We start from the raw sequence: 25,829 nt of genomic DNA, 5'->3' as shown, positions 1-25,829 counted from the left end.
GGGAGGCGACCATGGCAGAGCACGGCGGAGCAGAGGCGACCCAAGCAGCGGCGACCGGCACGACGCCGATCGGACCGGTCGATGCGAGCCGGGTGCCGCGGTTCGCCGGCATCGCCACGTTCGCGAAGCTGCCACGCATCGACGAGGTCGACCACGCCGACATCGCCGTCATCGGGGTGCCGTTCGACTCGGGCGTGAGCTTCCGCCCCGGGGCGCGCTTCGGCCCCTCGCACGTGCGCGAGATCAGCCGGCTGCTGCGCCCCTACAACCCCGCGCAGCAGGTGGCGCCCTTCCACGCGCAGCAGGTCGTCGATGCCGGCGACATGGCCGTCAACCCGTTCTCCATCGACGAGGCCGTCGCCGACATCGAGCGCCAGGCTCGCGAGCTCACGCAGGGCGGCACGCGCCTGGTCACGATCGGCGGCGATCACACGATCGCCCTGCCGCTGCTGCGCGCCGTCCACGCCGTCCACGGGCCCGTCGCCGTCGTGCACTTCGACGCGCACCTCGACACCTGGGACACCTACTTCGGCGCTCCCGTCACGCACGGCACCCCGTTCCGCCGCGCGAGCGAAGAGGGCCTCATCGACCTCACCGCGAGCGTCCACGTCGGCATCCGCGGCCCCCTCTACGCCCAGGCCGACCTCGACGACGACGCGCGGCTCGGGTTCGTGCCCATCACCGCATCCGCCATCGAGGAGGACGGCGTCGATCGCGCGATCGAACGGCTGCTCGAGCGCATCGGCGACGCCAAGGTCTACATCTCGATCGACATCGACGTGCTCGACCCCGCGCACGCGCCCGGCACCGGTACCCCCGAGGCGGGCGGGCTCACGAGCCGCGAGCTGCTGCGCATCCTGCGGGCGATGGCGCACCTCGAGATCGTCGGCGCCGACGTCGTCGAGGTGGCGCCCGCCTACGACCACGCGCAGATGACGGCGGTCGCCGCGAGCCACGCGCTGTACGAGCTGATCTCGGCGATGGCACCGCGCGAGCCGTGACGCAGCACCCCTTCCTCACCCGGCGCTCGCGCGGCCTCCTGCCGTCGCCGGTGCGCGACGTGTGGGAGGCGTCGATGCAACCGGGCGTGATCTCGCTCGCCGGCGGCAACCCCGACCTGTCGCTCGGCGACCTCGACTGGGTCGCCGAGCACGCGGCACGGCTCCTGCGCGAGCAGGGCGCGACCGTGCTGCAGTACGGCTCGGGCACGGGCACGACCGCGCTGCGTGAGGCTGTCGTGCAGCTGATGGCGGCGGAGGACATCGTCGCGGAGCCCGGCGCCATCCAAGTGACGGCCGGCTCGCAGATGGCCCTCGACCTCGTCACGAAGGTGCTGTGCGAGCAGGGCGACACGGTACTCGTGGAGGATCCGACCTACGTCGGCGCGCTCGGCACCTTCGGAGGCGCGGGGCTACGCGTCGAGCACGTGGCGACGGACGCCGATGGCATCGTGCCTGCGGCCCTCGAGGAGCGCATCCGGCTCCTCGTCGCCGAGGCGCGTCCGCCCCGCATGCTCTACACGATCCCCAACTTCCAGAACCCGAGCGGCGCCACGCTCACCGAGCGGCGGCGGCCGCAGGTCGTCGAACTTTGCCGCGCCGCCGGCATCCCGATCGTCGAGGACAACCCCTACGGCATGCTGACGACGACGCCGCACGAGCACGTGGCGCTGCACGAGCTCGACCCCGAGCATGTGATCTACCTCGGCACCTTCTCAAAGGTGCTCTCCCCCGGGCTGCGCGTCGGCTGGGCGGCAGCGCCGAGCTGGCTTCGGCGGCCGCTGCAGCTGGCCGCCGAGGCGACCGTCATCTGCGCCTCGCCGCTCGCCCAGGAGCTCGCGGCGCACTTCGTGCTCGAGCGGCCCTTCGAGGCCGAGATCGCCCGTGCTGCGGCGGTGTACGCCGAGCGCGCCGAGGCGATGCGCGCTGCCCTCGCGCCGGTGCTGCCCGCCGGTGCGACGCTCTCGCGGCCGGCGGGCGGCTTCTTCGCGTGGCTCGCGCTGCCGGAGGGCTGGAGCACGAATGCTCTGCTCGACGCCGCGATCGACGAGCAGGTGGTGTTCGTGCCGGGCGCGGCCTTCCGCGCGCCGGGCGCGGGCGGCAGTGAGCTGCGCCTGGCCTACTCGTTCGAGTCGCCCGAGCGGCTCGCCGAGGGCGCTCGCAGACTCGGCCGCGCGCTCGCCCGCGTCGGCGCATAGCCGGCCCGGCTTAGGGTGGGCGGATGCGCTATCCCGAGGTGAGCAGAGACGACACGGTCGAGACGATCCACGGGGAGGCGATCGCCGACCCGTACCGCTGGCTCGAGGACGGCGACTCAGCCGAGACCCGGGCGTTCATCGAGGCGCAGAACGCGTTCGCCGAGCCGTTCCTGGCGGCGCTGCCCGCGCGCGAGGCCTTCCGCGAACGCGTCACCGCGCTGCTCGAGGCGCCGACCCGCGGCTGCCCCTGGGTGCGCGGCGGCCGAGTATTCGCCTGGCACTCCGACGGCCAGAACCAGCCGGTGCTGGTGGTCGCCGATGCGATCGATGATCTTGAGGGCGCCGGAGAGGACGCGCCCCGCGTGCTGCTCGACCCGAACGCGCTCTCGAGCGATGGCACCGTCGCCGTCACGATGGCGAGCGTCTCCCCGGACGGCGCGCTGCTGGCCTACGGCGCGGCCGACGGCGGCTCCGACTGGCGCACCATCCGTGTGCGCGATGTCGCCACCGGGGAGGACCTCAGCGACGAGATCCCGTGGACCAAGTGGAACAGTGCGGTCTGGCTCCCCGGCGGCCGCGCTTTCAGTTACTGGGCCTACGACGAGCCCACCGACGACGCGCTCACCGATGAGATGGGCGCCGGCCGCCTGATGCGGCACGAGGTCGGCACAGACCCGGCAGACGACACCGTGCTCTTCTCCCGCCCTGACGAGCCGCGGCTGTTCGCCCGCCACTGGCCGCGCGACGACGAGTGGTTCGTACTCTCGACCGACACCGGCTCCTCCAGCGGCAACGACCTGGCGGTGCGACGCCACGACGAGGTCGAACTCCGGCAGCTGGTCAGCGGCCACGAGCAGGAGTGGAACGCGATCGGCATCCGCGACGGGCTGCTCTACGCCGTCACCGACGCGGACGCGCCCCGGTACCGGCTGGCGGCCTTCGACCTGGCGACCGGTGACGAGCGCACCATCGTGCCCCAGCACCCGGAGGACGTGCTGCTCGATGCCGGCCTCACCGCATCCGGTCTCGTGCTCGAGTACTCGCACGACGCCAGCCACCGCATGCAGCTGGCGAGCTTCGACGGCTCGATCGGCGACGACGTGCCGCTCGGCGAGGGCGTCAGCATCGTCGGCTCCGAGACCAGCGCGCACTCCGGCACCGTCACCGCGCTGACGCAGAGCTTCGTCGACCGCGGCACCCGCCACGTCATCGAGGTGGACGGCGCGCGCCTGCTCTCTCACCGCACCCTCGCCGCCCCGGGACCGGCCGCGCCCGCGGCGACTACGCAGCGCATCCGCGTCGTCTCCACCGACGGCGAGACGGTGCCCGCATTCGTGGTGCGGCCCGCAGCAGAGGAGCCCGAGCCGCAGAGCGATGCGGCGCTGGCCGACGCAGCGGTGGTCGACACTGCGCTGGCCGACAGCGTGCTGGTCGACGACCCGAAGCCGACGCTCATCTGGGGCTACGGCGGCTTCAACATCCCGATGAACCCCGGCTTCCGCACGGTGCTGGCGGCATGGGTCGCGGCGGGCGGCGTGCTCGTGGTGCCGAACCTGCGCGGCGGCGGCGAGTTCGGCTCCGAGTGGCACAAGGGCGGCACGAAGGAGCGCAAGCAGCAGGTCTTCGACGACCTGTTCGCGGTCGCCGAGCGGCTCATCGACTCGGGCGTCACGACGGCCGGCCAGCTGGCGCTGCACGGCCGCTCGAACGGCGGGCTGCTCGCCGGCGCGGCGCTCACGCAGCGGCCGGAGCTGTGGGCAGCGGTGCTGCCGGGCGTCGGCGTGCTCGACATGCTGCGCTACCACCGCTTCACGATCGGCTGGGCGTGGGCGAGCGACTACGGCGACCCTGATGAGGCGGATGCGTTCGGGTACCTGCGCGCGTACTCGCCGCTGCACAACGTGCGGGCAGGCGTCGCCTATCCCCCGACGCTCATCACCACCGGCGACCACGACGACCGGGTCGTGCCGGCGCACTCGTTCAAGTTCGCCGCCGAGCTGCAGCGGGCGCAGGCCGACGCCGGCGCGGTTCCGGCCGGCGCCGCGACCGGGGCCGATGGCGGTGTCGACCCGATGAAGGATGCGCCCGTACTGCTCTCGGTCGACACCCGCGCCGGGCACGGCATGGGGAAGCCGAAGGATGCCGCGGCGCTCGAGTTCGCCGACCAGCTGGCCTTCGCCGCGCACCACACCGGGCTGCAGGTGCCTCTTGCGGACGGGAGCCCCGAGTGAGCTGGCAGAAGGACCTCGCCGCCATCTGGGACGACGAGTCGATCGACGACCTCGAGCGGGTCGAGCGCATGGCCCTGCTCGCGCCGACCGCACCGCACCCCGCGCTCGGGCTGTTCGAGCTCGCGAGCGCGCACGACGGCGCGGGGCTCGAGGGCGAGGCTGCGACGCTCTACGAGGAGGCGGCGGCCGCCGGGCTGGCTGCGGTCGATGCGGATCTCGATGCGCACCGGCGGATCCAGCACGCCTCGACCCTGCGCAACCTCGGCCGGCTCGAGGAGGCGCTCGCCATGCTCCGTGACGCGCCCGACCACCCGGAGGTCGGCGCTGCCCGCGACGCCTTCCTCGCGCTGACGCTGCACGACGCGGGCCGCCACGACGAGGCGCTGCGCGTCACGATCGAGGCGCTGGTGCCGACGCTGCCGATGTACCGGCGAGCGCTCACCGACTACGCCGCCATGCTCACCGAGAACGCGTGAGCGGCGACTGGCAGGCGCGCGTCGACGCGCTCTGGGAGCGCTTCGACCGGACGCCGCGGGACGCGACGGTGGCCGAGATGCAGGAGCTGGCGGATGCGTACCCGGGGTCCGACGGGCGCGCCGCGTTCGAGCTCGCCGGCATGTACGACTCACACGGCTTCGAGCGCGAGGCCGAGCGCGAGTACGAGCGGGCGCTCGCCATGGGGCTCGAGCCCGAGCAGCACGCGCAGCTGGCCGTGCAGTACGGCTCGACGCTGCGCAACACCGGCCGTCTCGATGACGCGATCGCGGTGCTGGAGGCGGCCCCGACGCATCCGTCGACCGGCGCCGCCCCGCGCGTCTTCCTCGCGCTCGCGCTGCACACCGCCGGGCGCCACGACGAGGCGATGCGCGTGGTCGTCGAGGCGATCGAACCGACGCTGCCGCGCTACAACCGCTCGGTGCGCGCGTATGCCGCCGCACTCACCGAGCCAGCGGACTGAGCTGCCGCCTCGCAGGAGACGGCGCTACTCAGCCGGCGAGCGCCCCGAGCAGTCGCTCGGCGACGTCACGGTGGATGTCGAGCAGCGGCGCGGTGCGCTCGGCGGGGCCGCGGCCGAAGCCGCACTCGGTGGCGATGCCGAACGCTCCGGGCGCCGCGAGCGCCGGCACTGCCGCCTGAGCGGCACGGGCGCGGCGCAGGGCCCCGTCGACGCCGTCCTCGTGGTGCACGAGGCCGAGGAACGGCTGCGTCTGGCCCCAATCGATGCCCGCGAGCGGCGCGAAGTAGGCCTCGTCGTCGCGCTCGATCGGCACCGGCAGGTGGATCCAGTCGATCCGGCGCGGCGCCTCGCCGAGCACGCGCCGCACGACTGCGGCGAGGGTGTCGGCGTCCTCGGGCTGCACGAAGTGCGCCTCTTCGACGTCGCCGTAGCAGAGGTGGAAACCCTGCTGCACCTCGGCCGGCACCCACAATGCGAGATCGACGAGCCTCGCGACGACCCCGTCGAGCGCATCGCCGTCCCACCATGGCTCGATGATGAAGCCGGGCTTGCGGTCTCGCTCGAGGATGGCGAACTCGACGGCCGCATCGAACTGGATCGCGAGCCGCTCGTGCGGGATCGCGGCCAGGATCGCGTGGAGCTCGGCGTGGAGCGCATCCCGGTAGACCGGCTCGAACGCGGCCCGGCTGCCCGGCTCGATGAAGGCGCCGACGATCGCGATGGGCGTCGGCAGCGACACCTGGAAGCGCGTGCCGGCGGCGATCACGCCCTGCTCCTGCAGCGCGGCGAAGCGCGCGAAGGAGTCGATCGCGGCGGCCGCGTAGCCGAGCTCCGGCAGCTGCACCTCGCCCCTGATCCGGAACTGCCGCACATCGAATTGATCACGGATGCGGTACCCCGGCTCGCCGACGCGCTCGAGACCCGGGGTCAGGTCGAAGCGCAGCGTCTGGAACTGGATCCAGTAGTAGCGCTCCCCCACCTCGCCGTCGGGGATGCGCGGGGCGTTGTCGAGCCGATCGGCGACGACGCGGAAGACGGACTCGGCGTCGGGCTGGTTGATGCTGCCGACGAGGTGGGTGGGAACGCTCATGCGATCATCATGCGCGCCGATGCCCCCGCGCCGCTCGACTGTGACGGACTATGACGAATCGCACGGCCCGCGAGGGCCGGGCGATGGTCGCTCGAGGCGGCTTCAGCGGCGCATGATGCGGCGCGCGAGCCAGTTGCCGAGCGCCTGGATCAGCTGCACGACGATCACCACCATGATCAGCGCCGACCACGTCACGACCTCGTCGAACTGCCGGTAGCCGTACATGACCGCCCAGTTGCCGAGGCCCTCGCCGCCGACGAGCCCGGCGACGGCCGACATGTCGACGATCGCGATCACGGCGAAGGTGAAGCCGAGCACGAGCGGCCCGAGCGTCTCCGGGATGATCACCGTGCGGATGATGCGCCACGGGCTCGCACCGGTCGCCCGCGCCGCTTCGACGACACCGGCGGGCAGCGCCACCAGGTTCTGCTCGACGATGCGCGCGATGCCGAAGGTCGCGGCGATGGCGATGGCGAAGACGGCGTACTCGGTGCCGATGCCCTTGCCGACCACCAGCCGCCCCACGGGCTGCAGCGCCGCCAGCAGGATGATGAACGGGATGGGCCGGAAGGTGTTGACGAGCACGTTCAGCACCCACCAGACCACCGGCTGCTGCAGGATGCCGCCGCGCCGGGTGACGTACAGCCCCGTACCGATCGCCAGCCCGCCGACGCCGCCGAAGGCGAGCGAGAGCGCGACCATCCACAGCATGATCCCGGTCTGCTCGAGCAGGTCGGGCAGCACCTCCACGATCTCGCTCATCGCTGCTCCTCCACCGTGACGCCCGAGCCGATGCCCTGCAGCGCCCAGGCGACCGACTCCGCGTCGCCGCGCACCGCGATCGTCAGCAGCCCGTAGACGCGCCCCTGGATGTCGTCGACGCCGCCGTGCACGAGGTTGAAGTCGACGCCGGCCTTCGCGAGCGCCGAGAAGACGCGCGCTTCGCTCACGCCCTCGTCGGTGGACGAGCCGCTCTCGGTGAACGACACGGTGAAGAACCGGCCCTCGTGCCGCGCGCGCAGCCGGGCGAGCTCGTCGCCCTCCGGCAGCGCGCGCACGACCGTCTGCACGAAGCGCTTCGCGGTGTCGGTCTGCGGCCGTGTGAACACGTCGTAGGTGAGGCCCGTCTCGACCACACGCCCCGCATCCATCACCGCCACCCGGTCGGCGATGCGCGTGATCACCTCCATCTCGTGGGTGATCACGACGATGGTGACGCCCAGCTCGCGGTTGACGCGGGCCAGCAGGTCGAGCACCTCGGCGGTGGTCTCTGGGTCGAGGGCGGATGTGGCTTCGTCGGCGAGCAGGATCTGCGGGTTCGCGGCCAGCGCACGTGCGATGCCGACGCGCTGCTGCTGCCCGCCGGAGAGCTGCTCGGGGTATGCGTCGGCGCGGCCGGCGAGGCCGACGAACTCGAGGAGCTCCTCGACGCGGCGCCTGCGCTCTGCCTTGCCGACGCCGATCACCTCGAGCGGGTAGGCGACATTGCCGGCGACGGTGCGCGAGGTGAGCAGGTTGAAGCGCTGGAAGATCATGCCGATACCGGTCTGCTGCTCGCGCAGACGCTTGCCGCGCAGCTCGCTGATCGTCACGTCGCCGACGGTGATCGCGCCGCTCGTGACCGGCTCGAGCTGATTGATGAGCCGCACGAGCGTCGACTTGCCGGCGCCCGAGTAGCCGATGATGCCGAAGATCTCGCCCTGCTCGATCGAGAGCGAGACGTCGTCGACGGCCACGATCTCGTCGCCGCCGCGCTTCGCGGGCGGGAACCGCTTGCTGACCCGGTCGAGCACGATGTGCTGCGCCATGGATCCTCCTCCATCCGTGTCCGTCGGTCGACACGCTGATGGGCACGGGCGAACCCGTGCCCACCGCGCTGAGAGCTACTGCGCCTGCAGCGCCTCCTGCACGGCTGCCAGCGAGGCCTGCAACTCGTCCTTCGGCGTCTGCACGAACAGGCCGGTGCCGCCGGAGGACTCGAGGGCGCCCGCCTGCACCTCCTCGTTCGTCTGGTAGATCTCCACCAGGCGGTTCAGCACCTCGTCGTCGACGTTCTCGGCGGCGGTCGCGAAGACGTTGATGTACGGCTGCGCTGCCGGGTCGGCGGGGTCGTCGACGGCGATCGCGTCAGCCGGGTCGATGCCGGCGTCGGTGAGGAAGTCGTTGTTGATGATCGCGGCCGCGACATCGGGCAGCGAGGTGGCGGTGATGGCGGCGTCGACGGCGCTGACCGTCACGCGCGACTCGGCCTCGATGACGTCGTCGACGGTCGAGTAGGGGCTGCCGCCGTCCTCGAGCGCGATCAGGCCGGCCGACTGCAGCACGAGCAGGCCGCGGGCCTGGTTGGTGTCGTCGTTCGGCACGATCACCTCGGCGCCGTCGGGGATCGCCTCGGCGGAGTCGTACTGCGACGAGTAGAGCCCGATCGGGTAGGTCGCCGTCGAGCCGATCGGCTGCAGGTCGTCGCCGGACTGCACGTTGTAGTTGGCGAGGTAGATGATGTGCTGGAACTGGTTGATGTCGAGCTCGCCCTCGCTGGTGGCGGGGTTGGGCTGGTTGTAGTCGCCGAAGTCGACGATGTCGAGCTGGATGCCCTCGGCCTCGACGGCCTGCTCGTAGGCCTCCCAGTACGGCTCGGCGGCGCCGACGACGCCCAGCTGCACGGGGTTCTCGGCGGAGCCGAGCGCCGGCTCGCCGGAGCCTGATGCAGCGGCGCTGCAGCCGACGAGGGCGACGGAGATGCCGAGCGCTCCGAGGAGGGCGAGGGGACGTGCGGTGCGGATGGACATGGTGGCTCCTTCAAGTGCTGCCGGGATACGCACCACGTTAGGAATCAGATACCGTCCGCGCGCAATCGCGCTGTCACGGAATGTCACATGACGCCCCGTGACGCGGTGGCGCGGCTACGCGGTGGCGCGACTGCGCGGTGGCGCGACTGCGCGGTGGCGCGGCTGCGCGGTGGCGCGACTGCGTCGTGGCGCGGCTGCGCGGTGGCGCTCAGGCGCGGCTGCGCGGTGGCGCGACTCAGCCGACCTGCAGGGCCGCGCCGGCCACCGCGAGCGCGTGCCCGACCAGCAGCCAGGGGCCGAACGCCACCGTGCGCCGCCCCACCGTCAGCGCCACGAGGCCTGCGATGCCGCCGACGATGACGGATGCGGCCAGTCCGGCCAGCGGCACGGCCCACCCGAGCGTCGCGGACGCGAGCGCCAGAGCTGTGCCCAGCTTCACGTCTCCCATGCCCATGCCGCCCATCACCGCCATGAGCAGCAGGATGGCGCCACAGCCGATCGCGACGAACAGCGCGAAGTCCCCGCCGAGCAGCCGGACCAGGCACGCGATGGTGCCGACGACCAGCAGCGGCAGCGTGATCGTGTTCGGCAGCCGGCGCTCGGTCATGTCGATGCGCGCGAGCACAGGCGCAGCGGCTGCGACAGCGGCGATCGGCACGATCGCGATCGCATCCCACCCCAGCATGACCAGCAGTGCGGCAGCAGCCGCCGCGAGCGGGATGCCGAGCGCATCGACGGCTCGCAGCCGCACGGGCGGACGCGGCCCGGCGAGCTCGCTCGCCGTCGCCTCCGCCAATGTCGTCACGCGGGCCAAGGTAGCGGGGCGGTCGGCTGGCTCGCTTCCGCTCTCCACAGGTGCCGGACTACTGCGGCGGCAGTCTCGGGTCTCTCGTCGCCAGGTCCTCGAGTGCGCTGAGGCTATGTGCGTCGTGACGATCGTCGAGGTCGGCCCGCGCGGCCTCGTCAACACGGCGCTGCCGGTCGTCTGCGGCATACCGCTCGGCGGTCGGCCCCTCGGCGGTCGGCCGCTCGGCCTCGAGCGCCGACACCGTGCCTGCGTTCGGCGTGAGGCCCATGTTCTCGGCATTCGCGTTCGAGCGGGCGATGACCAGCTCGCCTTGGGCTCAGCGGTGCGGCCAGCGCGCGAGCGCGCGCTCGATGCGAGCCCGGGTCGACGCCGTGACATCCTCGACGATCTGCAGCACCGGTTCGACCGGTCGCGTGCCGCGCTGCGGCGGCCAGCGCCAGGTGCCGACGGTGCGGCCGTCAATGAGCACCGCGGGCTTGAAGACGCCGTTGTTGCCGGGCACGAGCGCCTGCGTCATCGCTGGGCCAGCGGTGATCGAGCGGTCGCGGTAGCCGAGGATCCACTCGTCGAAGCCCGGCACCAGGTGCACGCCCGAGCTGCTGCCGCTGGCGTCCTCGCCGATGAGCATCTCGGTGCCGCCCACGAGCACCCGGTTCAGTCCGCGAGCGCGCGCGAGCGATGCGCGCACGAGCGTCTTCGGCAGCCCCAGCCACCAGGCGGCGTCATCGGCCGAGACCGGCCCGCGGGCGAGGACGAAGCGACGCAGGGCGTCGTCGAAGGCAGCCTCCGCGTCGACGAGCTCGGCATCGACGAGCTCGTCGACGAGGCGCTCGGCGCCGCTCACCGCGGCCGGCGGCCCACCGACGAGCAGCTGCGCCTCACCGTCGAACGGGCCGAAGCGCACGAGTTCGTCGTACGCGAGCAGCGCCAGCAGGTGGTAGCCCCGGCCGCCCCCGGTCTCGACGCCCGCCGACTCCCATACGGCGAGCAGCGAGGGCCGGGACCGCGGTCTGTCGGCCAGATGCTCGACGAGCACCTGCGCCGCGCGTGCCGCGATCGCCTCGTCGATGTCGCGGTCGGTGCACATGCGCCACTCCTGCCGGCGCATCCTCGGCGCGACGGCCGCGTGCAGCACGGCCAGATCCTGCGGCGTCGAGACGAACAGCGTGCCGCGCATGGCCCACGACCGCACGAGCTCTCCGCGGTCGAACGCAGCTCGCACGTCGGCGAGCGTCGTGCCGGGCGCCGAGCGGATGGCGATCGCGCGCAGCACCTGCGGCAGGTCCTGCCCCTGCATGGCGACCATGCGGTGCACGACCTCCACCGGCGTGCATCCAGCTGCGCCAGCTGCGTCTCCGGCGATCACTCCCGCCGCGGCGCTCGCGTCACCGCTCGTCCTGCTGGCGCGATCGAGCCCGTGCGCGACCAGTCGCATCCGCCGTGCCTCCGACCGAGTCAACTCGAGCATGGGCTCACGCTAGCCGCGCCCGCCCACGCGCCGCCGAAGTCTGCGGCCCCAGACGATGGACCCGTTGCGGATTGCCGGACCCGTTCGGCGGGGTCCACGAATCCCGAACGGGTCCGCGATTCGGCTACCACCCGTTCGGCGGGGTCCACGAATCCGCAACGGGTCCACAGTCGCTGCAACGGCCGCGCGGCGCCTCAGCCCTCCAGCAGGCTCGTCACCAGCGCGGCGATGCGCGAACGCTCCGAGCGCATCAGCGTGATGTGGCCGAAGAGATCCTCGCCCTTCAGCGTCTCGATCACGCTCGCGACACCGTCGTGCCGGCCGACCCGCAGGTTGTCGCGCTGCGCCACGTCGTGGGTGAGCACCACGCGCGAGTTCTGGCCGATGCGCGAAAGCACCGTCAGCAAGACGTTCCGCTCGAGTGACTGCGCCTCGTCGACGATCACGAAGGCGTCGTGCAGCGAGCGGCCGCGGATGTGCGTGAGCGGCAGCACCTCGAGCAGCCCGCGGTCGGCGACCTCGTCGAGCACGTTGTCGCCCACCAGCGCACCGAGGGTGTCGTAGATCGCCTGCCCCCAGGGGTTCATCTTCTCGTCCTTGTCGCCGGGCAGGTAGCCGAGCTCCTGGCCGCCGACCGCGTAGAGCGGGCGGAAGACGATGACCTTCTTGTGCAGGCGCCGCTCGAGCACGGCCTCCAGGCCCGCCGCCAGCGCGAGCGCCGACTTGCCGGTGCCCGCCGAGCCGCCGAGCGAGACGATGCCCACCTCGTTGTCGAGCAGTAGGTCGATCGCGAGCCGCTGCTCGGCCGAGCGGCCGTGCACGCCGAAGACCTCGCGGTCGCCGCGCACGAGCGAGATCTCGCCGGCCCGCGTCACGCGGCCGAGCGCCGAGCCGCGCTCGGAGGAGATCACCAGCCCGGTGTTGAGCGCCATGTCCTTGACGGCAGCCGTCTCGATGCGCTCGTCCTCGTAGAGCGCGTTGATCTGCTCCCCAGAGAGCGCGATCTCGGCCATGCCCGTCCAGCCCGAGTCGACCGCCTGCTCGGCCAGGTACTCCTCGGCGGCGAGGCCGATGGAGGCGGCCTTCACGCGCATCGGCATGTCCTTCGACACGACGCACACGTCGAGGCCGTCGCCGGCCAGGTTCGAGGCGACCGCGAGGATGCGCGAGTCGTTGTCGCCCAGCTGCAGGCCGCTGGGCAGCACCTGCTGGTTCGAGTGGTTCAGCTCGACCCGCAGCGATCCGCCGCCCTCGGTCGGCACTGGGAAGTCGAGCCGCTCGTGCGCGACGCGCAGGTCGTCGAGGTTGCGCAGCGCCTTGCGCGCGAAGTACCCGATCTCGGGATCGTGCCGCTTCTTCTCGAGCTCGGCGATGACGATCACGGGGATCACCACCTGGTGCTCGGCGAAGCGGTGGATCGCCCCCGGGTCCGACAGCAGCACGCTGGTGTCGAGCACGTACGTGCGCTGGCGGGTCTCGACGTCGGTGACCTCGAAGACTTCGGCTGCGGGGGTGGTGGCGAGTTCAGGCACGAGGCGCTCCCTTCCGACCTTGGGTCGGATCACGCGGCCGTCGCCTCCCGTGGTGCTCGCAGACACGATGGCCGCTCGCTCGCCGGGCTGATCTGCCCGACTAGGGCCGAATCTACGCGCGCAACCCGCGCCCGCCGAGCACCGACACACGGATGCGCGAGGACCGTTCACCTGCACGCAACGTCAGCGTCTCCCCGGGTTCACATCGCGGCGGCGGCCGCGCGGTCGACGGGTCGGCCTCCGCGCTCAGCATCGCCGCGCGCTGCACCCTCGAGCTCGACACCCTCGACATCGACACGGTGCGGATGCGTGTACACGACCATCGACGGATCGCGCACGAAGCCGATGAGGGTCAGGCCCGCCTCGCCGGCGAGCTCGACCGCCAGGGACGACGGCGCCGAGACCGCGGCGAGCACCGGGATGCCGGCCATGACCGCCTTCTGCACGAGCTCGAAGCTGGCCCGTCCGGAGACCTGCAGCGCGGTGCCCCGCAGCGGCAGCGGGCCCTGCTGGGCGGCCCAGCCGATCACCTTGTCGACGGCGTTGTGCCTGCCGACGTCCTCCCGCACGACGAGCATCTCGCCGCTGGCGACATCGACCAGGGCGGCTGCATGCAGCCCGCCGGTCTTGTCGAACGCCGCCTGCTGCTGCCGCAGCCGATCGGGCAGCCGCGCGATCGTCTCGGCGTCGATCACGGTCTCGTCGGCGTGCAGGTCGAAGCGCGAGATGGTCTCGATCGCCTCGATGCTCGCCTTGCCGCACACGCCGCACGAGCTGGTCGTATAGAAGTTGCGCGCGATGTCGGGCGATGGCAGCGCGACGCCGGGCGCGAGGGTGAGATCGAGCACGTTGTAGGTGTTGGGCTCGCCGCCCGCACCGATGCCCGGGCCGGTGCCGGGACCGCCGCAGTGGATCGCGCTCAGCACGTCGCCGCCGCCGGCGATCACCCCCTCCGAGACCAGGAAGCCGGTCGCCAGCTCGACGTCGTTGCCGGGGGTGCGCATGGTCACGGCCAGCGGGGTGCCCTGCACCCTGATCTCGAGCGGCTCCTCGACCGCGAGCATGTCCGCGCGCCGCACGGGTTCGCTGCCCAGCCGCACGCGGGTGACCGGGTGCCGCGTCACGATGCGGCCCATCTCAGCCCTCCGCGGCGCCGTCGGCCGCGCCCGCCGCCGCACCGGATGCGCCCGCCGCGCCGGCCGCGCGCGCCTCGAGCCGCACGACCACCGCCTTCGAGGTGGGCGTGCCGCTGACGTCGGCGACCGAGTCGAGCGGCACGAGCACGTTCGTCTCCGGGTAGTAGGCGGCGGCGTTGCCGTGCGGCGTCGGGTAGGGCACCAGCCGGAATGCCTCGGCCCGCCGCTCCTGCAGGGCACCGTCGGCGCCGGTCCACTCCGAGACCAGGTCGACGATCTCGCCGTCGGCGAAGCCGAGCTCGCGGATGTCGTCGGCGTTCACGAGCACCACCCGGCGGCCGCCCGTGATGCCCCGGTAGCGGTCGTCCTTGCCGTAGATGGTGGTGTTGTACTGGTCGTGCGAGCGCAGCGTCTGCAGCAGCAGGCGCCCGGCCGGGATCCGCGGGTACTCGAGCGGGTTGACGGTGAAGCGCGCCCTGCCGTCGACGGTCGCGAAGCTGCGCGCGTCCCGCGGACCGTTCGGCAGCATCAGGGTGCGGCCCTTCTCGATGCGCTCCTCGAAGCGCTCGAAGCCCGGCACCGCGCGCGAGATGTGGTGGCGGATGCGTGCATAGTCGTGCTCGAGCGCGTCCCAGTCGGCCTGTGGTGCGTTGCCCACCGCATCCGCGCCCTCGAACAGCAGGGCGCACAGCCGGGCGACGATGGCGACCTCGCTCAGCATGCCCTCACTCGGCGGGGCGAGCCGGCCGCGCGAGGCGTGCACGGCGCCCATCGAGTCCTCGACGGTGACGCGCTGCTCGCCGCCGCGGCGGCGGTCGCGGTCGGTGCGGCCCAGCGTCGGCAGGATGATCGCCCGGCCGCCCGTGACCACGTGCGAGCGGTTGAGCTTGGTGGAGACCTGCACGGTCAGCTCCATGCGCTCGAGCCCCGCCTCCGTGACGGCGGTGTCGGGCGTGGCGCTGGCGAAGTTGCCGCCCAGCGCCATGAACACCTTCGCGCGGCCGTCGCGCATCGCGCGGATCGCCTCGACGGTGTCGTAGCCCCACTCGCGCGGCGCGGCGAAGCCGAACTCGGCGTCGAGCGCGTCGAGGAACTCGGCCGGCGGCTTCTCGTAGATGCCCATCGTGCGGTCGCCCTGCACGTTCGAGTGGCCGCGCACGGGGCAGACGCCGGCGCCGGGGCGGCCGATGCTGCCCTGCAGCAGCAGCATGTTGACCACCTCGCGCAGCATGGGCACCGAGTGCTTGTGCTGCGTCAGCCCCATCGCCCAGCAGACGATGGTCGCGCTCGAGGCGCGCACCTGCTCGGCGACCTCGCGCAGGCGCGCCTCGTCGAAGCCGGTGGCGGCCTCGAGCTCGTCCCAGCCCTGGGCCGCGAGCGCGGCGCGGTAGGCCGCGAAGCCGCTGGTGTGCTCCTCGATGAACGTGGTGTCGAACACGCCGCCGTCGGCCTCGTGCATCTCGAGCAGGTGCTTGCCGATCGCCTGGAACAGCGCCTGGTCGCCGCCCAGTCGGATCTGCAGGAACGCATCCGCCATCTTCGTGCCGCCGAGCATCACCCCGCGCGGCGTCTGCGGGTTCTCGAAGCGCACCAGGCCAGCCTCCGGCAGCGGGTTGACGGCGATGATGCGCGCGCCGTTCCGCTTCGCCTTCTCGAGCGCGCTGAGCATGCGCGGGTGGTTCGTGCCGGGGTTCTGGCCGGCGACGATCAGCAGCTCGGCGCGGTGGATGTCGTCGAGCGAGACGGTGCCCTTGCCGATGCCGATGGTCTCGGTGAGCGCCGAGCCGCTCGACTCGTGGCACATGTTCGAGCAGTCGGGCAGGTTGTTGGTGCCCAGGCCGCGCACGAGCAGCTGGTACAGGAACGCCGCCTCGTTGGAGGCGCGGCCCGAGGTGTAGAAGATCGCCTCCTGCGGGTCGTCGAGCGCGCGCAGCGCGTCGGCGATGGTGGCGAGCGCGTCGTCCCAGGAGATCGGCCGGTAGTGGCTCGCGCCGGCGTCCTTGATCATCGGCACGGTCAGCCGGCCCTGCTGGCCCAGCCACCAGTCGTCGTGCGCGCGCAGCTCGGCGAGCGAGTGCTGCGCGAAGAACGCCGGCCCCACGCGGCGCACGGTCGCCTCCTCAGCCACCGCCTTCGCGCCGTTCTCGCAGAACTCGGCGACGTGCCGCTTCTCCTCCTCCGGCCACGCGCAGCCGGGGCAGTCGAAGCCGTCCTTCTGGTTGACGCGCAGCAGCGTCTGCGCCGAGCGCACGATGCCCATCTGGTCGTTCGCGATCTGCAGCGCGTGCAGCACGGCGGGCACGCCGACCGCCGTGGTCTTCGGCTCGCTCACCCGCACGCGGGCCTCGTCGATGTCGTGGTCGGGGGCGGGCTTGACCATGATCGAGACCTCTTCAGTGAGCGGACGGCGCGGGGATCACCGTCTCACGAGGGTATCGCGGCACCCGCGGCTCACTTCCCGTAGCGGCGCTCCCGCAGCCCGTACGCGCGCACCGCGCGCAGGAAGTCGACCTCGCGCAGGTCGGGCCCGAGCGCCTCGACGAAGTAGAACTCGCTGTGCGCGCTCTGCCACAGCATGAAGTCGCTCAGCCGCTGCTCGCCCGAGGTGCGGATCACGAGATCCGGGTCGGGCTGGCCGGCGGTCGAGAGGTGCTCGGCGATCAGCTCGGGCGTGAGCCGCTCGGCGAGCTCCTCGTGGCTGACGTCGCCCGCGCTGGCGACGATGCGCCGCACCGCCTCGACCAGCTCGTGCCGGCCGCCGTAGCCGACGGCGAGGTTCACGTGGATGCCGTCCTGCCGCGCGGTGCGGTCGACGGCGGCCTGCAGCGCACCGACGAGCGGCTCCGGCAGCCCCTTCGTGTCACCGACGTGACGGATGCGTCGTCCCGGCTGCCGAGACAGGTCGTCGGCGAGCTCGGCGATGATCTCGCACAGCTCTCCCAGCTCCTCCGTCGCGCGGCCGCTGAGGTTGTCGCGCGAGAGCAGGTAGAGGGTGACGACCTCGACGCCGATCGAGGCGCACCAGTCGACGAACTCGCGCAGCTTCGCGGCGCCCGCACGGTGGCCGTGCCCAGCCGTGGCCAGCTTCTGCTCGCGCGCCCAGCGGCGGTTGCCGTCGATGATCATGGCGATGTGGCGCGGCACGGGCGCCCGCTCGAGGTCGCGCCGGAGTCTCCGCTCGTAGTAGCGGTAGACGAGCGGTGAGCCCGGGGCGCTGCGCAGTCGCATCCGCTGAATCTATCGGCCCGCACGACGGAAGCATGCGCATCCGGTCACTGCGTACGCCGTACGCTGTAGCCATGCGAGCCCTGAACGACCCGGCAGACGCCCACCTGCCCTTCATCGAGGCCGCCGGCGACGCGATCGCCGAGGCGGCCATCGAGCAGAAGCCCACCTGGCGCGGCTGGATCCACGCCGCCACCGCGCCGCTCGCCCTCGTGCTCGGCATCCTCCTGGTGGTGCTGGCCGACGGCCCCGTCGCCACCTGGTCGACCGCGGTGTTCGCGCTCTCGGGCGTGCTGCTGTTCGGCATCTCCGCCGTCTACCACCGCTTCGCCTGGCAGGAGCGCACGCGTGTCGTGCTCAAGCGGCTCGACCACGCCAACATCTTCCTGCTGATCGCCGGCAGCTACACGCCGATCGCGATGCTGACGCTGCCCTCCCCCACCGACTGGATCCTGCTGGCCGTGATCTGGGGCGGCGCGCTGCTGGGCATCGCCTTCCGGGTCTTCTGGCTGGGCGCGCCGCGCTGGCTCTACGTGCCCATCTACCTGGCGCTGGGCTGGGCCGCGGTCGCCTTCATGGGCCAGATCTGGGCGGCGAACGCGGCCACCGCGATCCTGACGATCGCCGGCGGCCTGGCCTACACGGTCGGCGCCGTCTTCTACGGGCTGAAGAAGCCCAACCCCTTCCCCGGCCACTTCGGCTTCCACGAGATCTTCCACGTCTGCACCGTGATCGCGTTCGGCTGCCACTGGACGGGCATCCTGCTCGTCGCGCTCGATCCGCCGGCGTAGCCGCCGCGCATCAGCCGTCGCGGCGCGCCTCGTCCGCCGTGGGTTCCGGGGGCTCCTCGGCCGCCGCGGCCAGATCGACGCCGGCCTGGGATGCCGCGAACTCGGGCGTGTCGAAGACCTCGCCCGCGATCGGGTCCTGCACCACGCGGGCCTCATCGAGCGTCGCGACACCCTCGGCGTCGAGCTCGACCGCCGCGGTCGGCACCTCGTGCATGGCGACGATGAACTCGCCGCCCTCGGCGGGTGTCGGCGTATCGGGCTCCCCCAGCGGCAGGCCGGCGAAGGTGGTCGACACCTCGCGGCGCCCATGCGGCTCGGCACCGTGCGACTCGGCACCGTGCGGCTCGGCAGCGAGCGGCTCGGCGCCCGGCGGCTCGGCACCGCTCTGCTCGTCGACTTCCGCGACCCCGGCACCCGCTCCCGCCGATGCGATCCTGGCGCGCATGTAGCGGGGCGCCGTGGCGACCTCGAAGTGAAACGCGCGCAGCAGGGAGACGCACGCCAGCACCATGATGATCGAGAACGGCAGCGCGGTGGCGATCGATGCGGTCTGCAGCGCCGTGAGCGAGGCGGTGCCGCCGACCAGCAGCAGCACCGCCGCCACCGCGCCCTCGAGCACCGACCACATCACGCGCGTGAGCCGCGGCGTCTCGGTGGCACCTCCTGAGGCGAGGATGTCGATCACCAGCGAGCCCGAGTCGGAAGAGGTGACGAAGAAGAACACGATGATGATGATCGCCAGCACGCTCGTCACGGTCGCGAAGGGGAAGCCTTCGAGCAGCTGGAACAGCGAGGTGTTCACGTTCACCTCGCCGTCGACCAGCAGATCGCCTTCGGTGAGCTGCCGGATGATCGCGGAGTCGCCGAAGATGGTGAACCAGGCGGCACCGATCAGGGTCGGCGTCAGCAGCACGCCGAAGACGAACTGCCTGATCGTGCGGCCCCGCGAGATGCGCGCGATGAACATGCCGACGAACGGCGCCCAGCTCATCCACCAGCCCCAGTAGAAGATCGTCCAGTCGCCCGCCCAGGTGTCGGTCGAGAGCGGCCAGGTCTCGAGCATGAGCGAGGGCAGGGCAGCGACGTAGCTGCCGGTGTTCGCGACCATCGCCTGCAGCAGCACGAGCGTCGGGCCGAGCGCCAGCACGAACAGCGCCAGCAGGGCCGCGAGCGACATGTTGATGTTCGAGAGCCACTTGAGGCCCTTGTCGAGACCGGAGACGACCGAGAGCGTCGCCAGCCCGGTGACGGCCGCGACGAGCACGATGGTGAAGGTCGGCGAGCCCTCGACCCAGCCGAGGAACTCGAGGCCGGCGGTGATCTGCTGCACGCCGAAGCCCAGCGAGGTGGCGACGCCGAACAGCGTGCCGACGATCGCCACGACGTCGACGGCGTGGCCGATCCAGCCCTCCACGCGCTTGCGCCCGAGCATCGGCTCGAGCAGCCAGCGGATCGAGAGGGGACGACCGCGGCGGAAGGTCATGTAGGCCAGTCCGAGGCCGACGACGACGTAGATCGCCCACGCGTGCAGGCCCCAGTGGAACAGCGTGAGATCCATCGCCAGCCGGCCCGCCTCATCCGTGCCCGCCTCGACGCCCCCGTTGGCGGGCGGCGTGATCAAGTGCGAGAGCGGCTCCGCGACGCCGTAGAAGACGAGGCCGATGCCCATGCCCGCGCTGAAGAGCATCGTGAACCAGGACATGGTCGAGAACTCGGGCTGCTCGTCGTCGCGCCCGAGACGGATGTTGCCGATGCGGGACAGCCCGCAGTAGAGCGCGAAGATGACGAAGCCGGTCGCGGCGAGCACGTACCACCAGCCCACGCCCGCGGTGATCGCGGTGTTGAGCACTTCGAAGGCGTTGCCGCCGGTGAGGCTGTAGACGATGGCGACCACCACCAGGGCGATGATGATGAGCACGGCGGGGATGAAGACGGGCTTGCGCACCTGTCGCCAGACCTGCGCCGGCGCCCAGTCGGCCTGCAGCGCGGATCGATCGACCATGAGAGAACCCCTTCCGGATCGCGCGGATGGTCGAGGGTACCGAACCGAGGCGGTGCCGCTCCCAGCCCGCGCCCGGCCGCTCGGCCTAGCGTGTGGCCTCATGCGCCTCGATCGAACCGCAGCCGTCGCCGTCGCCGCTGCCGCCGTGCTGACGATGACCGGCTGCATCCTGCCGCCGCCGCTGCAGCAGCCGACGTCGCAGCAGCCGCCCAGCACGCCCGTGCCGCAGCCGGCGAGATCGTGGCAGCCGACGCCTGCGCCCCAGGATGATCCGGCCGGCTCGGCCGCAGAGCGGGTCGAGCCGGACGAGCCGATCACCGCGAACGACCAGACCGCGGCCGACACAGGCGAGCTCTACGCGGGCGAGCCCGGCGAGACCCGTGACGGCTACTTCCCCGACGCCGCGTTCGACATGGTGCTGGCGCCGACCCGCGGCACGCCCGCGGTCGCCCCGGGCATCGCGCTGCCGGCCAGCGAGGTCGGAGACGAGCTCTACGCGGGCGTGCCGCATCGCGCGGGGGGCGACCTGCTGCTGACCACCGTCGGGCGCCTGGTGCTCGAGAGCGAGGAGGCGGAGTACACCTGCAGCGGCACGGTCATCAACAGCGCGACGGGCCTGGTCGTGCTCACGGCGGCGCACTGCGTCTGGGATGACGACACGCGCGACTACTACGACCGCATCACCTTCAGTCCCGGCTACGAGCGCGGCGACGCGCCCTTCGGCACCTGGGAGGCGGAGGAGCTGTGGGTGCCGCAGCAGTACCTCGACGCGAACACGCGCTGGCTCGACGGCGCCGACGACAACGGCTGGATGGGCTTCGACTTCGGGCTGATCCGCTTCGCGCCGCAGCAGGGCCAGACGCTCGAGGATGCGGTGGGCGGTCAGGGTGTGAGCTTCACGGCCGAGACGAACGGCGTGGTGATCGCCGGCTACCCCGGCAACGACGACTTCGACGCCGAGGTGCTGCGGTACTGCGCCGAGGACGACGTCGGCTACGGCGCCGGTGGCGACCCGAACTACGGCGCCGACTGCGAGATGGGCGACGGCGCCTCCGGCTCGGGCTGGGTCTCCAACCTCGATGCGGCCACCGGTGCCGGCACGATCACCGCGGTCTACTCGAACGGCGGCTCCAGCGGCGCCTACGGGCCGCCGCTGGGCGTCACCGCCTGGAACGGCCTGCAGTCGCTCGGCGGTTGAGCGGCGTCAGTCCTCCGGGTCGTCCTTCGCCTGGCCGAACGCGCCGACCTGCTTCGGCTTGGCGGCCGCCTGCTTGGTCGCCGCCCGGCGCTGCTGCCGGTTGCCGCCGGCCGCACCCGCCTGGGCCTTCGCGGCCACGGCGGGGTTGCCGCTCTTGGCGCGCGCCTTGCCGGTCGCGGTGCCGAGCTCCTTGCCCTTGGCGTCGTGCACCGAGGCCTCGCCGTCCTCGTCCGGGGCCGAGTAGGTGAGCGTCGAGGTGTCGGCCTCGGTCTCCTCGAGACCGCCGCCCTCGATGGCGGGCGCAGCGGCGGTCGTGCCCTGCTGCACCTTGACGTCGAGGTTGAACAGGAACGTCACCGACTCCTCGCGGATCGCCGACATCATCTGCTGGTAGAGCGCGAAGCCCTCGTTCTGGTACTCCACCACCGGGTCGCGCTGGGCCATGCTGCGCAGGCCGATGCCCTCGCGCAGGTAGTCCATCTCGTACAGGTGGTCGCGCCACTTGCGGTCGATGACCGACAGCACGACGCGTCGCTCGAGCAGCCGCATGGCGGGCGAGCCGAGGTCCTCCTCGCGCTTCGTGTAGGCGATGCGGGCATCCGAGAGCAGCTGCTCGTAGACGAAGTCGGCGGTCAGGCGCGGCTGCGCCTCGGCGACCACCTCGTCGATGGTGATGCTGACCGGGTAGATCTGCTTGGCGTCGTTCCAGAGCGACTCGAGGTTCCAGTCGTCGCTGTCGCCTCCGACCGCGTGCTCGTCGACGACGGCACGGATCGTGCCCTCGAGGAAGCCCTGCACGCGGGTGTCGAGGTCGTCGCCGTCGAGGATGTGGCGGCGGTCGGAGTAGATCGCCTCGCGCTGGCGGTTCATCACGTCGTCGTACTTGAGCACGTTCTTGCGCATCTCGGCGTTGCGGCCCTCGATCTGCGCCTGCGCGGAGCGGATGGTGCGGGAGAAGATCTTCGACTCCAGCGGGATCTCGTCCTCATCCGCATCCGCTGCCAGGAACCGCTGGGCGACGGAGCCGCCGAACAGCCGCAGCAGGTCGTCCTGCATCGACAGGTAGAAGCGGCTCTCGCCCGGGTCGCCCTGGCGGCCGGAGCGGCCGCGCAGCTGGTTGTCGATGCGGCGCGACTCGTGGCGCTCGGTGCCGAGCACGTAGAGGCCGCCGGCCTCGAGCACCTTCGCGGCCTCGGCGGCGACGGCCTCCTTGACCTGGGCGAAGACCTCGTCCCAGCGCTCCTCGTACTCCTCGGGAGTCTCGGAGGGGCTCAGGCCCAGCTCCTGCATCTTGGTGACGGCGAGGTGCTCGGCGTTGCCGCCCAGCATGATGTCGGTGCCGCGTCCCGCCATGTTGGTGGCGACGGTGACGGCGCCGAGCCCACCGGCCTGGGCGATGATCGCGGCCTCGCGGGCGTGGTTCTTGGCGTTCAGCACCTCGTGCGTGATGCCGAGCTTCGACAGCTGCGTCGAGAGGTACTCGCTCTTCTCGACGCTCGTGGTGCCCACCAGCACCGGCTGGCCCTTCTCGTGCCGCTCGGCGATGTCCTCGACCACGTGCTTGAACTTGCCCTCGACCGTCGCGTAGACGAGGTCGGACTGGTCGATGCGCACGAGCGGCTTGTTCGTCGGGATGGGCACGACGCCGAGCTTGTAGGTCGACATGAACTCTGCCGCCTCGGTGTCGGCGGTGCCGGTCATGCCGGCGAGCTTCTCGTAGAGGCGGAAGTAGTTCTGCAGGGTGACCGTCGCGACCGTCTGGTTCTCGGCCTTGATCTGCACCCCCTCCTTCGCCTCGATCGCCTGGTGGATGCCCTCGTTGAAGCGGCGGCCCTGCATGATGCGGCCGGTGTGCTCGTCGACGATCAGCACCTCGCCGTTCATGACGACGTAGTCGGAGTCGCGCTTGAACAGCGCCTTCGCCTTGAGCGCGGTGTTGAGGAAGGAGATCAGCGGGGTGTTCGCCGACTCGTAGAGGCTGTCGATGCCCAGCAGATCCTCGACCCGCTCGATGCCGGGCTCGAGCACGCCGACGGTGCGCTTCTTCTCGTCGACCTCATAGTCGACCTCGGGGCGCAGCTTCTTCGCGATGCGGGCGAACTCGCCGAACCAGCGGTTGGCCTCGCCGGCGGCGGGGCCGGAGATGATGAGCGGCGTGCGGGCCTCGTCGATGAGGATCGAGTCGACCTCGTCGACGATGGCGAAGCCGTGGCCGCGCTGCACCATCGCCTCGCGCGAGTGCGCCATGTTGTCGCGCAGGTAGTCGAAGCCGAACTCGTTGTTCGTGCCGTAGGTGACGTCGGCGGCGTACTGCTCGCGCCGCACCTCCGGGGTCTGGCCGGCGATGATGCAGCCGGTGGTCATGCCGAGCGCGCGGAAGACGCGGCCCATGAGCTCCGACTGGTAGCTCGCCAGGTAGTCGTTGACGGTGACCACGTGCACGCCGTTGCCGGGGATGGCGTTGAGGTATGCGGCGATCGGCGCCACCAGCGTCTTGCCTTCACCGGTCTTCATCTCGGCGATGTTGCCGAGGTGGAGGGCGGCGGCGCCCATCACCTGCACCTCGTACGGGCGCATGCCGAGCGTGCGCTTGGCCGCCTCCCGCACGGCCGCGAAGGCCTCGGGCAGCAGCGCGTCGAGCGGCTCGCCGTCGGCGAAGCGCTTGCGGAACTCGTCGGTCTCGCCCGCCAGCTCCTCGTCGGTCAGCTCTTCGAAGGCATCCTCGAGCGCGGTGACGTCCTTGGCGATGCGCTCCAGCCGACGGCGCAGCCTGCCCTCGCCGGCGCGCAGCATGTTCTCGAAGATATTGGCCACGGTGGGATGCCTTCCGTGTTCTGGGGTCAGAGCGCCGGGGTGGGGGCGCCGGGGAGAAGCGAACGGTTCGGTAACCGACTGCCCATCCTACCAACGCACAGGCCGGAGGCGCCCCGGAGTGCTCCGGGGCGCCTCCGGGTGCCGGTCAGGATGCAGCGCGCTCGCTGTCGGCGGCGGCTGCCTCGGAGGCCTGGTCGTCGAGCGTGATCACGCCGTAGGACCAGCCCTTGCGGCGGTAGACGACGGCGCACTCGCCGCTGGCGTCGTCGACGAAGAGGTAGAAGGGGTGACCGACGAGCTCCATCTGGTCGACCGCATCCCGCACGCTCATGCGCTTCGAGGGGAAGCGCTTCTGGCGGATGACCACCGGCGACCAGTCGGTCTCCTGCTGCTCGCCCTCGATGGTGGGGATGGATCCGGTGCGCACCGCCTCGACGACGGCGGGGTCGGCGGGCGTGATGTCGACCTGCTGGAAGCCGGTCGCGACCGCCTCGTGCAGCGGGGTGCGCTTGCGGCCGCCGTGATCGGTGCGCTTGTCGTGCACGCGACGGGCGCGCTCCATGACTCGGTGGTAGGCGGAGTCGAACGCCATGTACTTGTCGGGCCCATCGGATTCGGCGCGGATGATGGAGCCCGGGCCGTGCACGGTGATCTCCACGCGGCCGCCTGCGACCGATGTGTGAGGCACGGCGTGCCGGGTGAGCTTGACATCGAGAGCGGTGGCGCGGGGAAGCAGCTGCGTGACCTTCGCCAGCTTCTCCTCTGCGTACGCACGGAACCGGTCTGTGATGTCAGCGCCCTTTGCGCCGAATGTGATCTCCATCGTGGCCTCCCGTAAGGTTCGGCGTCGGCGCCAGCGGCTGCTGTGCCGACTTGCGTGCGGACACTCTACCCCCGGCGGCCATGCGTTTCGCCAGTCATCGCGGGACTCGCCGCGGAGTCCTCGCGACGGCCGCGATCCCCACCGGTTCGCAGCCCGCGAAACGCAGCGCCCGCACCGCTTCGCGCACCGTCGCGCCGCTCGTGACGACGTCGTCCACCACCACGACCGGCCGCCCCGCGAGCGCCCGCGCCGCCCGCCCGGGCAGCACGAGCGAGCCCTGCGCGGCGCGCTCCCGCTCCTCGATCGTGCGCTCCTTCTGGGCACCGCTGCCCCGCGCCGCCGGGCCGCGCCGCAGCGCGGTGGGGCGCAACCCGGCCGCGCGCGCGACCAGCACGACCGGGTCGAAGCCGCGCCGACGCATCCCCTCGCGGCTCGAGGGCACGAGCACCGGCTCGGCCGTCGGCAGCACCGAGAGCGCGAGCGCCAGCCCGGCCCCGAGGGCCCGCGCCTCTGCCCGGCCGCCGTGCTCCTTCAGCGAGCCGATGAGCGCGCGCGCCGGCCCCTCGTACGCCGCGGCGGCCACCAGCGGCAGCCCGTCGAGCGCCTCGTGCACCCGACCATCCAGCAGCAGTGCCCGGCAGGCGGGGCAGACGGCCACGTCGAGCGCACCGCAGCCTGCGCACTCGACCGGCCAGAGCACGCTCACGGCCTCGCGCAGCGCCGCCGTCAGCTCCATACCCGCAGGATGGCGGACGGACGCGTGGTGC

22 protein-coding genes are annotated in these 25,829 nt (G+C 71.9%); 7 read left to right on the top strand and 15 right to left on the bottom strand.

Features of this window, described 5'->3' with window-relative positions:
* Positions 1-11 precede the first annotated feature (11 nt).
* Genes speB through J1M46_RS00720 form a run of 5 tightly spaced genes read left to right on the top strand, consistent with a single transcriptional unit; the run spans position 12 to position 5,386 of the window.
* Positions 12-1,001 carry an agmatinase gene (gene speB / locus J1M46_RS00740; protein ID WP_206446046.1) on the top strand — a complete coding sequence of 330 codons (990 nt, stop codon included), beginning with the start codon at positions 12-14 and terminating at the stop codon, positions 999-1,001.
* A complete protein-coding gene (locus J1M46_RS00735; RefSeq protein ID WP_206446044.1) occupies positions 998-2,197 on the top strand; it encodes an aminotransferase class I/II-fold pyridoxal phosphate-dependent enzyme in 1,200 nt (399 codons plus the stop codon). Before speB ends, J1M46_RS00735 begins: the two co-directional genes overlap by 4 nt.
* 23 nt (positions 2,198-2,220) lie before the next feature.
* Positions 2,221-4,428: a prolyl oligopeptidase family serine peptidase gene (locus J1M46_RS00730; RefSeq protein ID WP_206446042.1), complete on the top strand. Its 2,208-nt coding sequence runs from the start codon at positions 2,221-2,223 to the stop codon at positions 4,426-4,428.
* A complete protein-coding gene (locus J1M46_RS00725; RefSeq protein WP_342384211.1) occupies positions 4,425-4,904 on the top strand; it encodes a tetratricopeptide repeat protein in 480 nt (159 codons plus the stop codon). Before J1M46_RS00730 ends, J1M46_RS00725 begins: the two co-directional genes overlap by 4 nt.
* Positions 4,901-5,386 (top strand): tetratricopeptide repeat protein, encoded by a 486-nt coding sequence (locus J1M46_RS00720; protein WP_342384210.1) that lies wholly within the window; start codon positions 4,901-4,903, stop codon positions 5,384-5,386. Before J1M46_RS00725 ends, J1M46_RS00720 begins: the two co-directional genes overlap by 4 nt.
* A gap of 28 nt (positions 5,387-5,414) precedes the next feature.
* On the opposite strand, the gene J1M46_RS00715 is transcribed toward J1M46_RS00720, so the two are convergent.
* The 11 genes from J1M46_RS00715 to uppS all read right to left on the bottom strand — a co-directional run bounded on the left by J1M46_RS00715 (position 5,415) and on the right by uppS (position 17,437).
* Complete coding sequence (locus J1M46_RS00715) at positions 5,415-6,476, bottom strand: hypothetical protein (RefSeq protein ID WP_206446041.1); 1,062 nt, start codon at positions 6,474-6,476, stop codon at positions 5,415-5,417.
* Between the two features lie 102 nt (positions 6,477-6,578).
* Positions 6,579-7,238, bottom strand: coding sequence for a methionine ABC transporter permease (locus J1M46_RS00710; protein ID WP_206446040.1), 660 nt, complete (start codon positions 7,236-7,238; stop codon positions 6,579-6,581).
* Positions 7,235-8,284 (bottom strand): methionine ABC transporter ATP-binding protein, encoded by a 1,050-nt coding sequence (locus J1M46_RS00705; protein WP_206446039.1) that lies wholly within the window; start codon positions 8,282-8,284, stop codon positions 7,235-7,237. The genes J1M46_RS00710 and J1M46_RS00705 overlap by 4 nt, the downstream gene beginning before the upstream one ends.
* 75 nt (positions 8,285-8,359) lie before the next feature.
* The gene (locus J1M46_RS00700; RefSeq protein WP_206446032.1) at positions 8,360-9,265 is read right to left on the bottom strand and encodes a MetQ/NlpA family ABC transporter substrate-binding protein; all 906 of its coding nucleotides are present in this window, start codon (positions 9,263-9,265) and stop codon (positions 8,360-8,362) included.
* A gap of 235 nt (positions 9,266-9,500) precedes the next feature.
* Positions 9,501-10,070, bottom strand: a complete 570-nt coding sequence (locus J1M46_RS00695) for a prepilin peptidase (protein ID WP_206446030.1) — start codon at positions 10,068-10,070, stop codon at positions 9,501-9,503.
* A 58-nt stretch (positions 10,071-10,128) separates the two neighbouring features.
* Positions 10,129-10,341 carry a hypothetical protein gene (locus J1M46_RS00690; protein ID WP_206446028.1) on the bottom strand — a complete coding sequence of 71 codons (213 nt, stop codon included), beginning with the start codon at positions 10,339-10,341 and terminating at the stop codon, positions 10,129-10,131.
* Between the two features lie 48 nt (positions 10,342-10,389).
* On the bottom strand, positions 10,390-11,541 hold the full coding sequence (locus tag J1M46_RS00685; protein ID WP_206446026.1) for a winged helix DNA-binding domain-containing protein: 1,152 nt from the start codon (positions 11,539-11,541) through the stop codon (positions 10,390-10,392).
* 194 nt (positions 11,542-11,735) lie between these two features.
* Positions 11,736-13,073 carry a PhoH family protein gene (locus J1M46_RS00680; RefSeq protein ID WP_342384209.1) on the bottom strand — a complete coding sequence of 446 codons (1,338 nt, stop codon included), beginning with the start codon at positions 13,071-13,073 and terminating at the stop codon, positions 11,736-11,738.
* Between the two features lie 200 nt (positions 13,074-13,273).
* Complete coding sequence (fdhD, locus tag J1M46_RS00675; RefSeq protein ID WP_206446024.1) at positions 13,274-14,209, bottom strand: formate dehydrogenase accessory sulfurtransferase FdhD; 936 nt, start codon at positions 14,207-14,209, stop codon at positions 13,274-13,276.
* Position 14,210: 1 nt separating this feature from the next.
* On the bottom strand, positions 14,211-16,589 hold the full coding sequence (locus tag J1M46_RS00670) for an FdhF/YdeP family oxidoreductase (RefSeq protein ID WP_206446023.1): 2,379 nt from the start codon (positions 16,587-16,589) through the stop codon (positions 14,211-14,213).
* Between the two features lie 71 nt (positions 16,590-16,660).
* Positions 16,661-17,437 (bottom strand): polyprenyl diphosphate synthase, encoded by a 777-nt coding sequence (gene uppS / locus J1M46_RS00665; RefSeq protein ID WP_206446014.1) that lies wholly within the window; start codon positions 17,435-17,437, stop codon positions 16,661-16,663.
* A 71-nt stretch (positions 17,438-17,508) separates the two neighbouring features.
* On the opposite strand from uppS, the gene trhA reads away from it, so the two are divergent.
* Positions 17,509-18,225: a PAQR family membrane homeostasis protein TrhA gene (trhA, locus tag J1M46_RS00660; RefSeq protein ID WP_206446013.1), complete on the top strand. Its 717-nt coding sequence runs from the start codon at positions 17,509-17,511 to the stop codon at positions 18,223-18,225.
* Positions 18,226-18,235: 10 nt separating this feature from the next.
* On the opposite strand, the gene J1M46_RS00655 is transcribed toward trhA, so the two are convergent.
* Positions 18,236-20,227 carry a BCCT family transporter gene (locus tag J1M46_RS00655; protein ID WP_206446001.1) on the bottom strand — a complete coding sequence of 664 codons (1,992 nt, stop codon included), beginning with the start codon at positions 20,225-20,227 and terminating at the stop codon, positions 18,236-18,238.
* Between the two features lie 100 nt (positions 20,228-20,327).
* On the opposite strand from J1M46_RS00655, the gene J1M46_RS00650 reads away from it, so the two are divergent.
* Positions 20,328-21,425 (top strand): trypsin-like serine peptidase, encoded by a 1,098-nt coding sequence (locus J1M46_RS00650; RefSeq protein WP_206445999.1) that lies wholly within the window; start codon positions 20,328-20,330, stop codon positions 21,423-21,425.
* 6 nt (positions 21,426-21,431) lie between these two features.
* Here J1M46_RS00650 and secA read toward each other — a convergent pair whose 3' ends face one another.
* The 3 genes from secA to J1M46_RS00635 form a co-directional block, all read right to left on the bottom strand.
* The gene (secA, locus tag J1M46_RS00645; protein WP_206445997.1) at positions 21,432-24,239 is read right to left on the bottom strand and encodes a preprotein translocase subunit SecA; all 2,808 of its coding nucleotides are present in this window, start codon (positions 24,237-24,239) and stop codon (positions 21,432-21,434) included.
* Positions 24,240-24,384: 145 nt separating this feature from the next.
* Positions 24,385-25,062, bottom strand: a complete 678-nt coding sequence (gene hpf / locus J1M46_RS00640; protein WP_206445987.1) for a ribosome hibernation-promoting factor, HPF/YfiA family — start codon at positions 25,060-25,062, stop codon at positions 24,385-24,387.
* 94 nt (positions 25,063-25,156) lie between these two features.
* Positions 25,157-25,798 (bottom strand): ComF family protein, encoded by a 642-nt coding sequence (locus tag J1M46_RS00635; RefSeq protein ID WP_206445979.1) that lies wholly within the window; start codon positions 25,796-25,798, stop codon positions 25,157-25,159.
* Positions 25,799-25,829: the final 31 nt, after the last annotated feature.

Source organism: Agrococcus sp. KRD186 (assembly GCF_017168255.1).
Classification (GTDB): domain Bacteria; phylum Actinomycetota; class Actinomycetes; order Actinomycetales; family Microbacteriaceae; genus Agrococcus.
Note: the sequence above shows the minus strand (reverse complement) of the source record. Positions and strands in the feature narration are given on the sequence as shown.

Bases quoted from the DNA above. Each gene is read 5' to 3' on its own strand.
- speB (WP_206446046.1), top strand. From the start codon at position 12: ATGGCAGAGCACGGCGGAGCAGAGGCGACCCAAGCAGCGGCGACCGGC.
- J1M46_RS00730 (WP_206446042.1), top strand. From the start codon at position 2,221: ATGCGCTATCCCGAGGTGAGCAGAGACGACACGGTCGAGACGATCCAC.
- J1M46_RS00715 (WP_206446041.1), bottom strand. From the start codon at position 6,476: ATGAGCGTTCCCACCCACCTCGTCGGCAGCATCAACCAGCCCGACGCC.
- J1M46_RS00710 (WP_206446040.1), bottom strand. From the start codon at position 7,238: ATGAGCGAGATCGTGGAGGTGCTGCCCGACCTGCTCGAGCAGACCGGG.
- J1M46_RS00705 (WP_206446039.1), bottom strand. From the start codon at position 8,284: ATGGCGCAGCACATCGTGCTCGACCGGGTCAGCAAGCGGTTCCCGCCC.
- J1M46_RS00700 (WP_206446032.1), bottom strand. From the start codon at position 9,265: ATGTCCATCCGCACCGCACGTCCCCTCGCCCTCCTCGGAGCGCTCGGC.
- J1M46_RS00690 (WP_206446028.1), bottom strand. From the start codon at position 10,341: ATGGGCCTCACGCCGAACGCAGGCACGGTGTCGGCGCTCGAGGCCGAG.
- J1M46_RS00685 (WP_206446026.1), bottom strand. From the start codon at position 11,541: ATGCTCGAGTTGACTCGGTCGGAGGCACGGCGGATGCGACTGGTCGCG.
- fdhD (WP_206446024.1), bottom strand. From the start codon at position 14,209: ATGGGCCGCATCGTGACGCGGCACCCGGTCACCCGCGTGCGGCTGGGC.
- J1M46_RS00670 (WP_206446023.1), bottom strand. From the start codon at position 16,589: ATGGTCAAGCCCGCCCCCGACCACGACATCGACGAGGCCCGCGTGCGG.
- uppS (WP_206446014.1), bottom strand. From the start codon at position 17,437: ATGCGACTGCGCAGCGCCCCGGGCTCACCGCTCGTCTACCGCTACTAC.
- trhA (WP_206446013.1), top strand. From the start codon at position 17,509: ATGCGAGCCCTGAACGACCCGGCAGACGCCCACCTGCCCTTCATCGAG.
- J1M46_RS00655 (WP_206446001.1), bottom strand. From the start codon at position 20,227: ATGGTCGATCGATCCGCGCTGCAGGCCGACTGGGCGCCGGCGCAGGTC.
- J1M46_RS00650 (WP_206445999.1), top strand. From the start codon at position 20,328: ATGCGCCTCGATCGAACCGCAGCCGTCGCCGTCGCCGCTGCCGCCGTG.
- hpf (WP_206445987.1), bottom strand. From the start codon at position 25,062: ATGGAGATCACATTCGGCGCAAAGGGCGCTGACATCACAGACCGGTTC.
- J1M46_RS00635 (WP_206445979.1), bottom strand. From the start codon at position 25,798: ATGGAGCTGACGGCGGCGCTGCGCGAGGCCGTGAGCGTGCTCTGGCCG.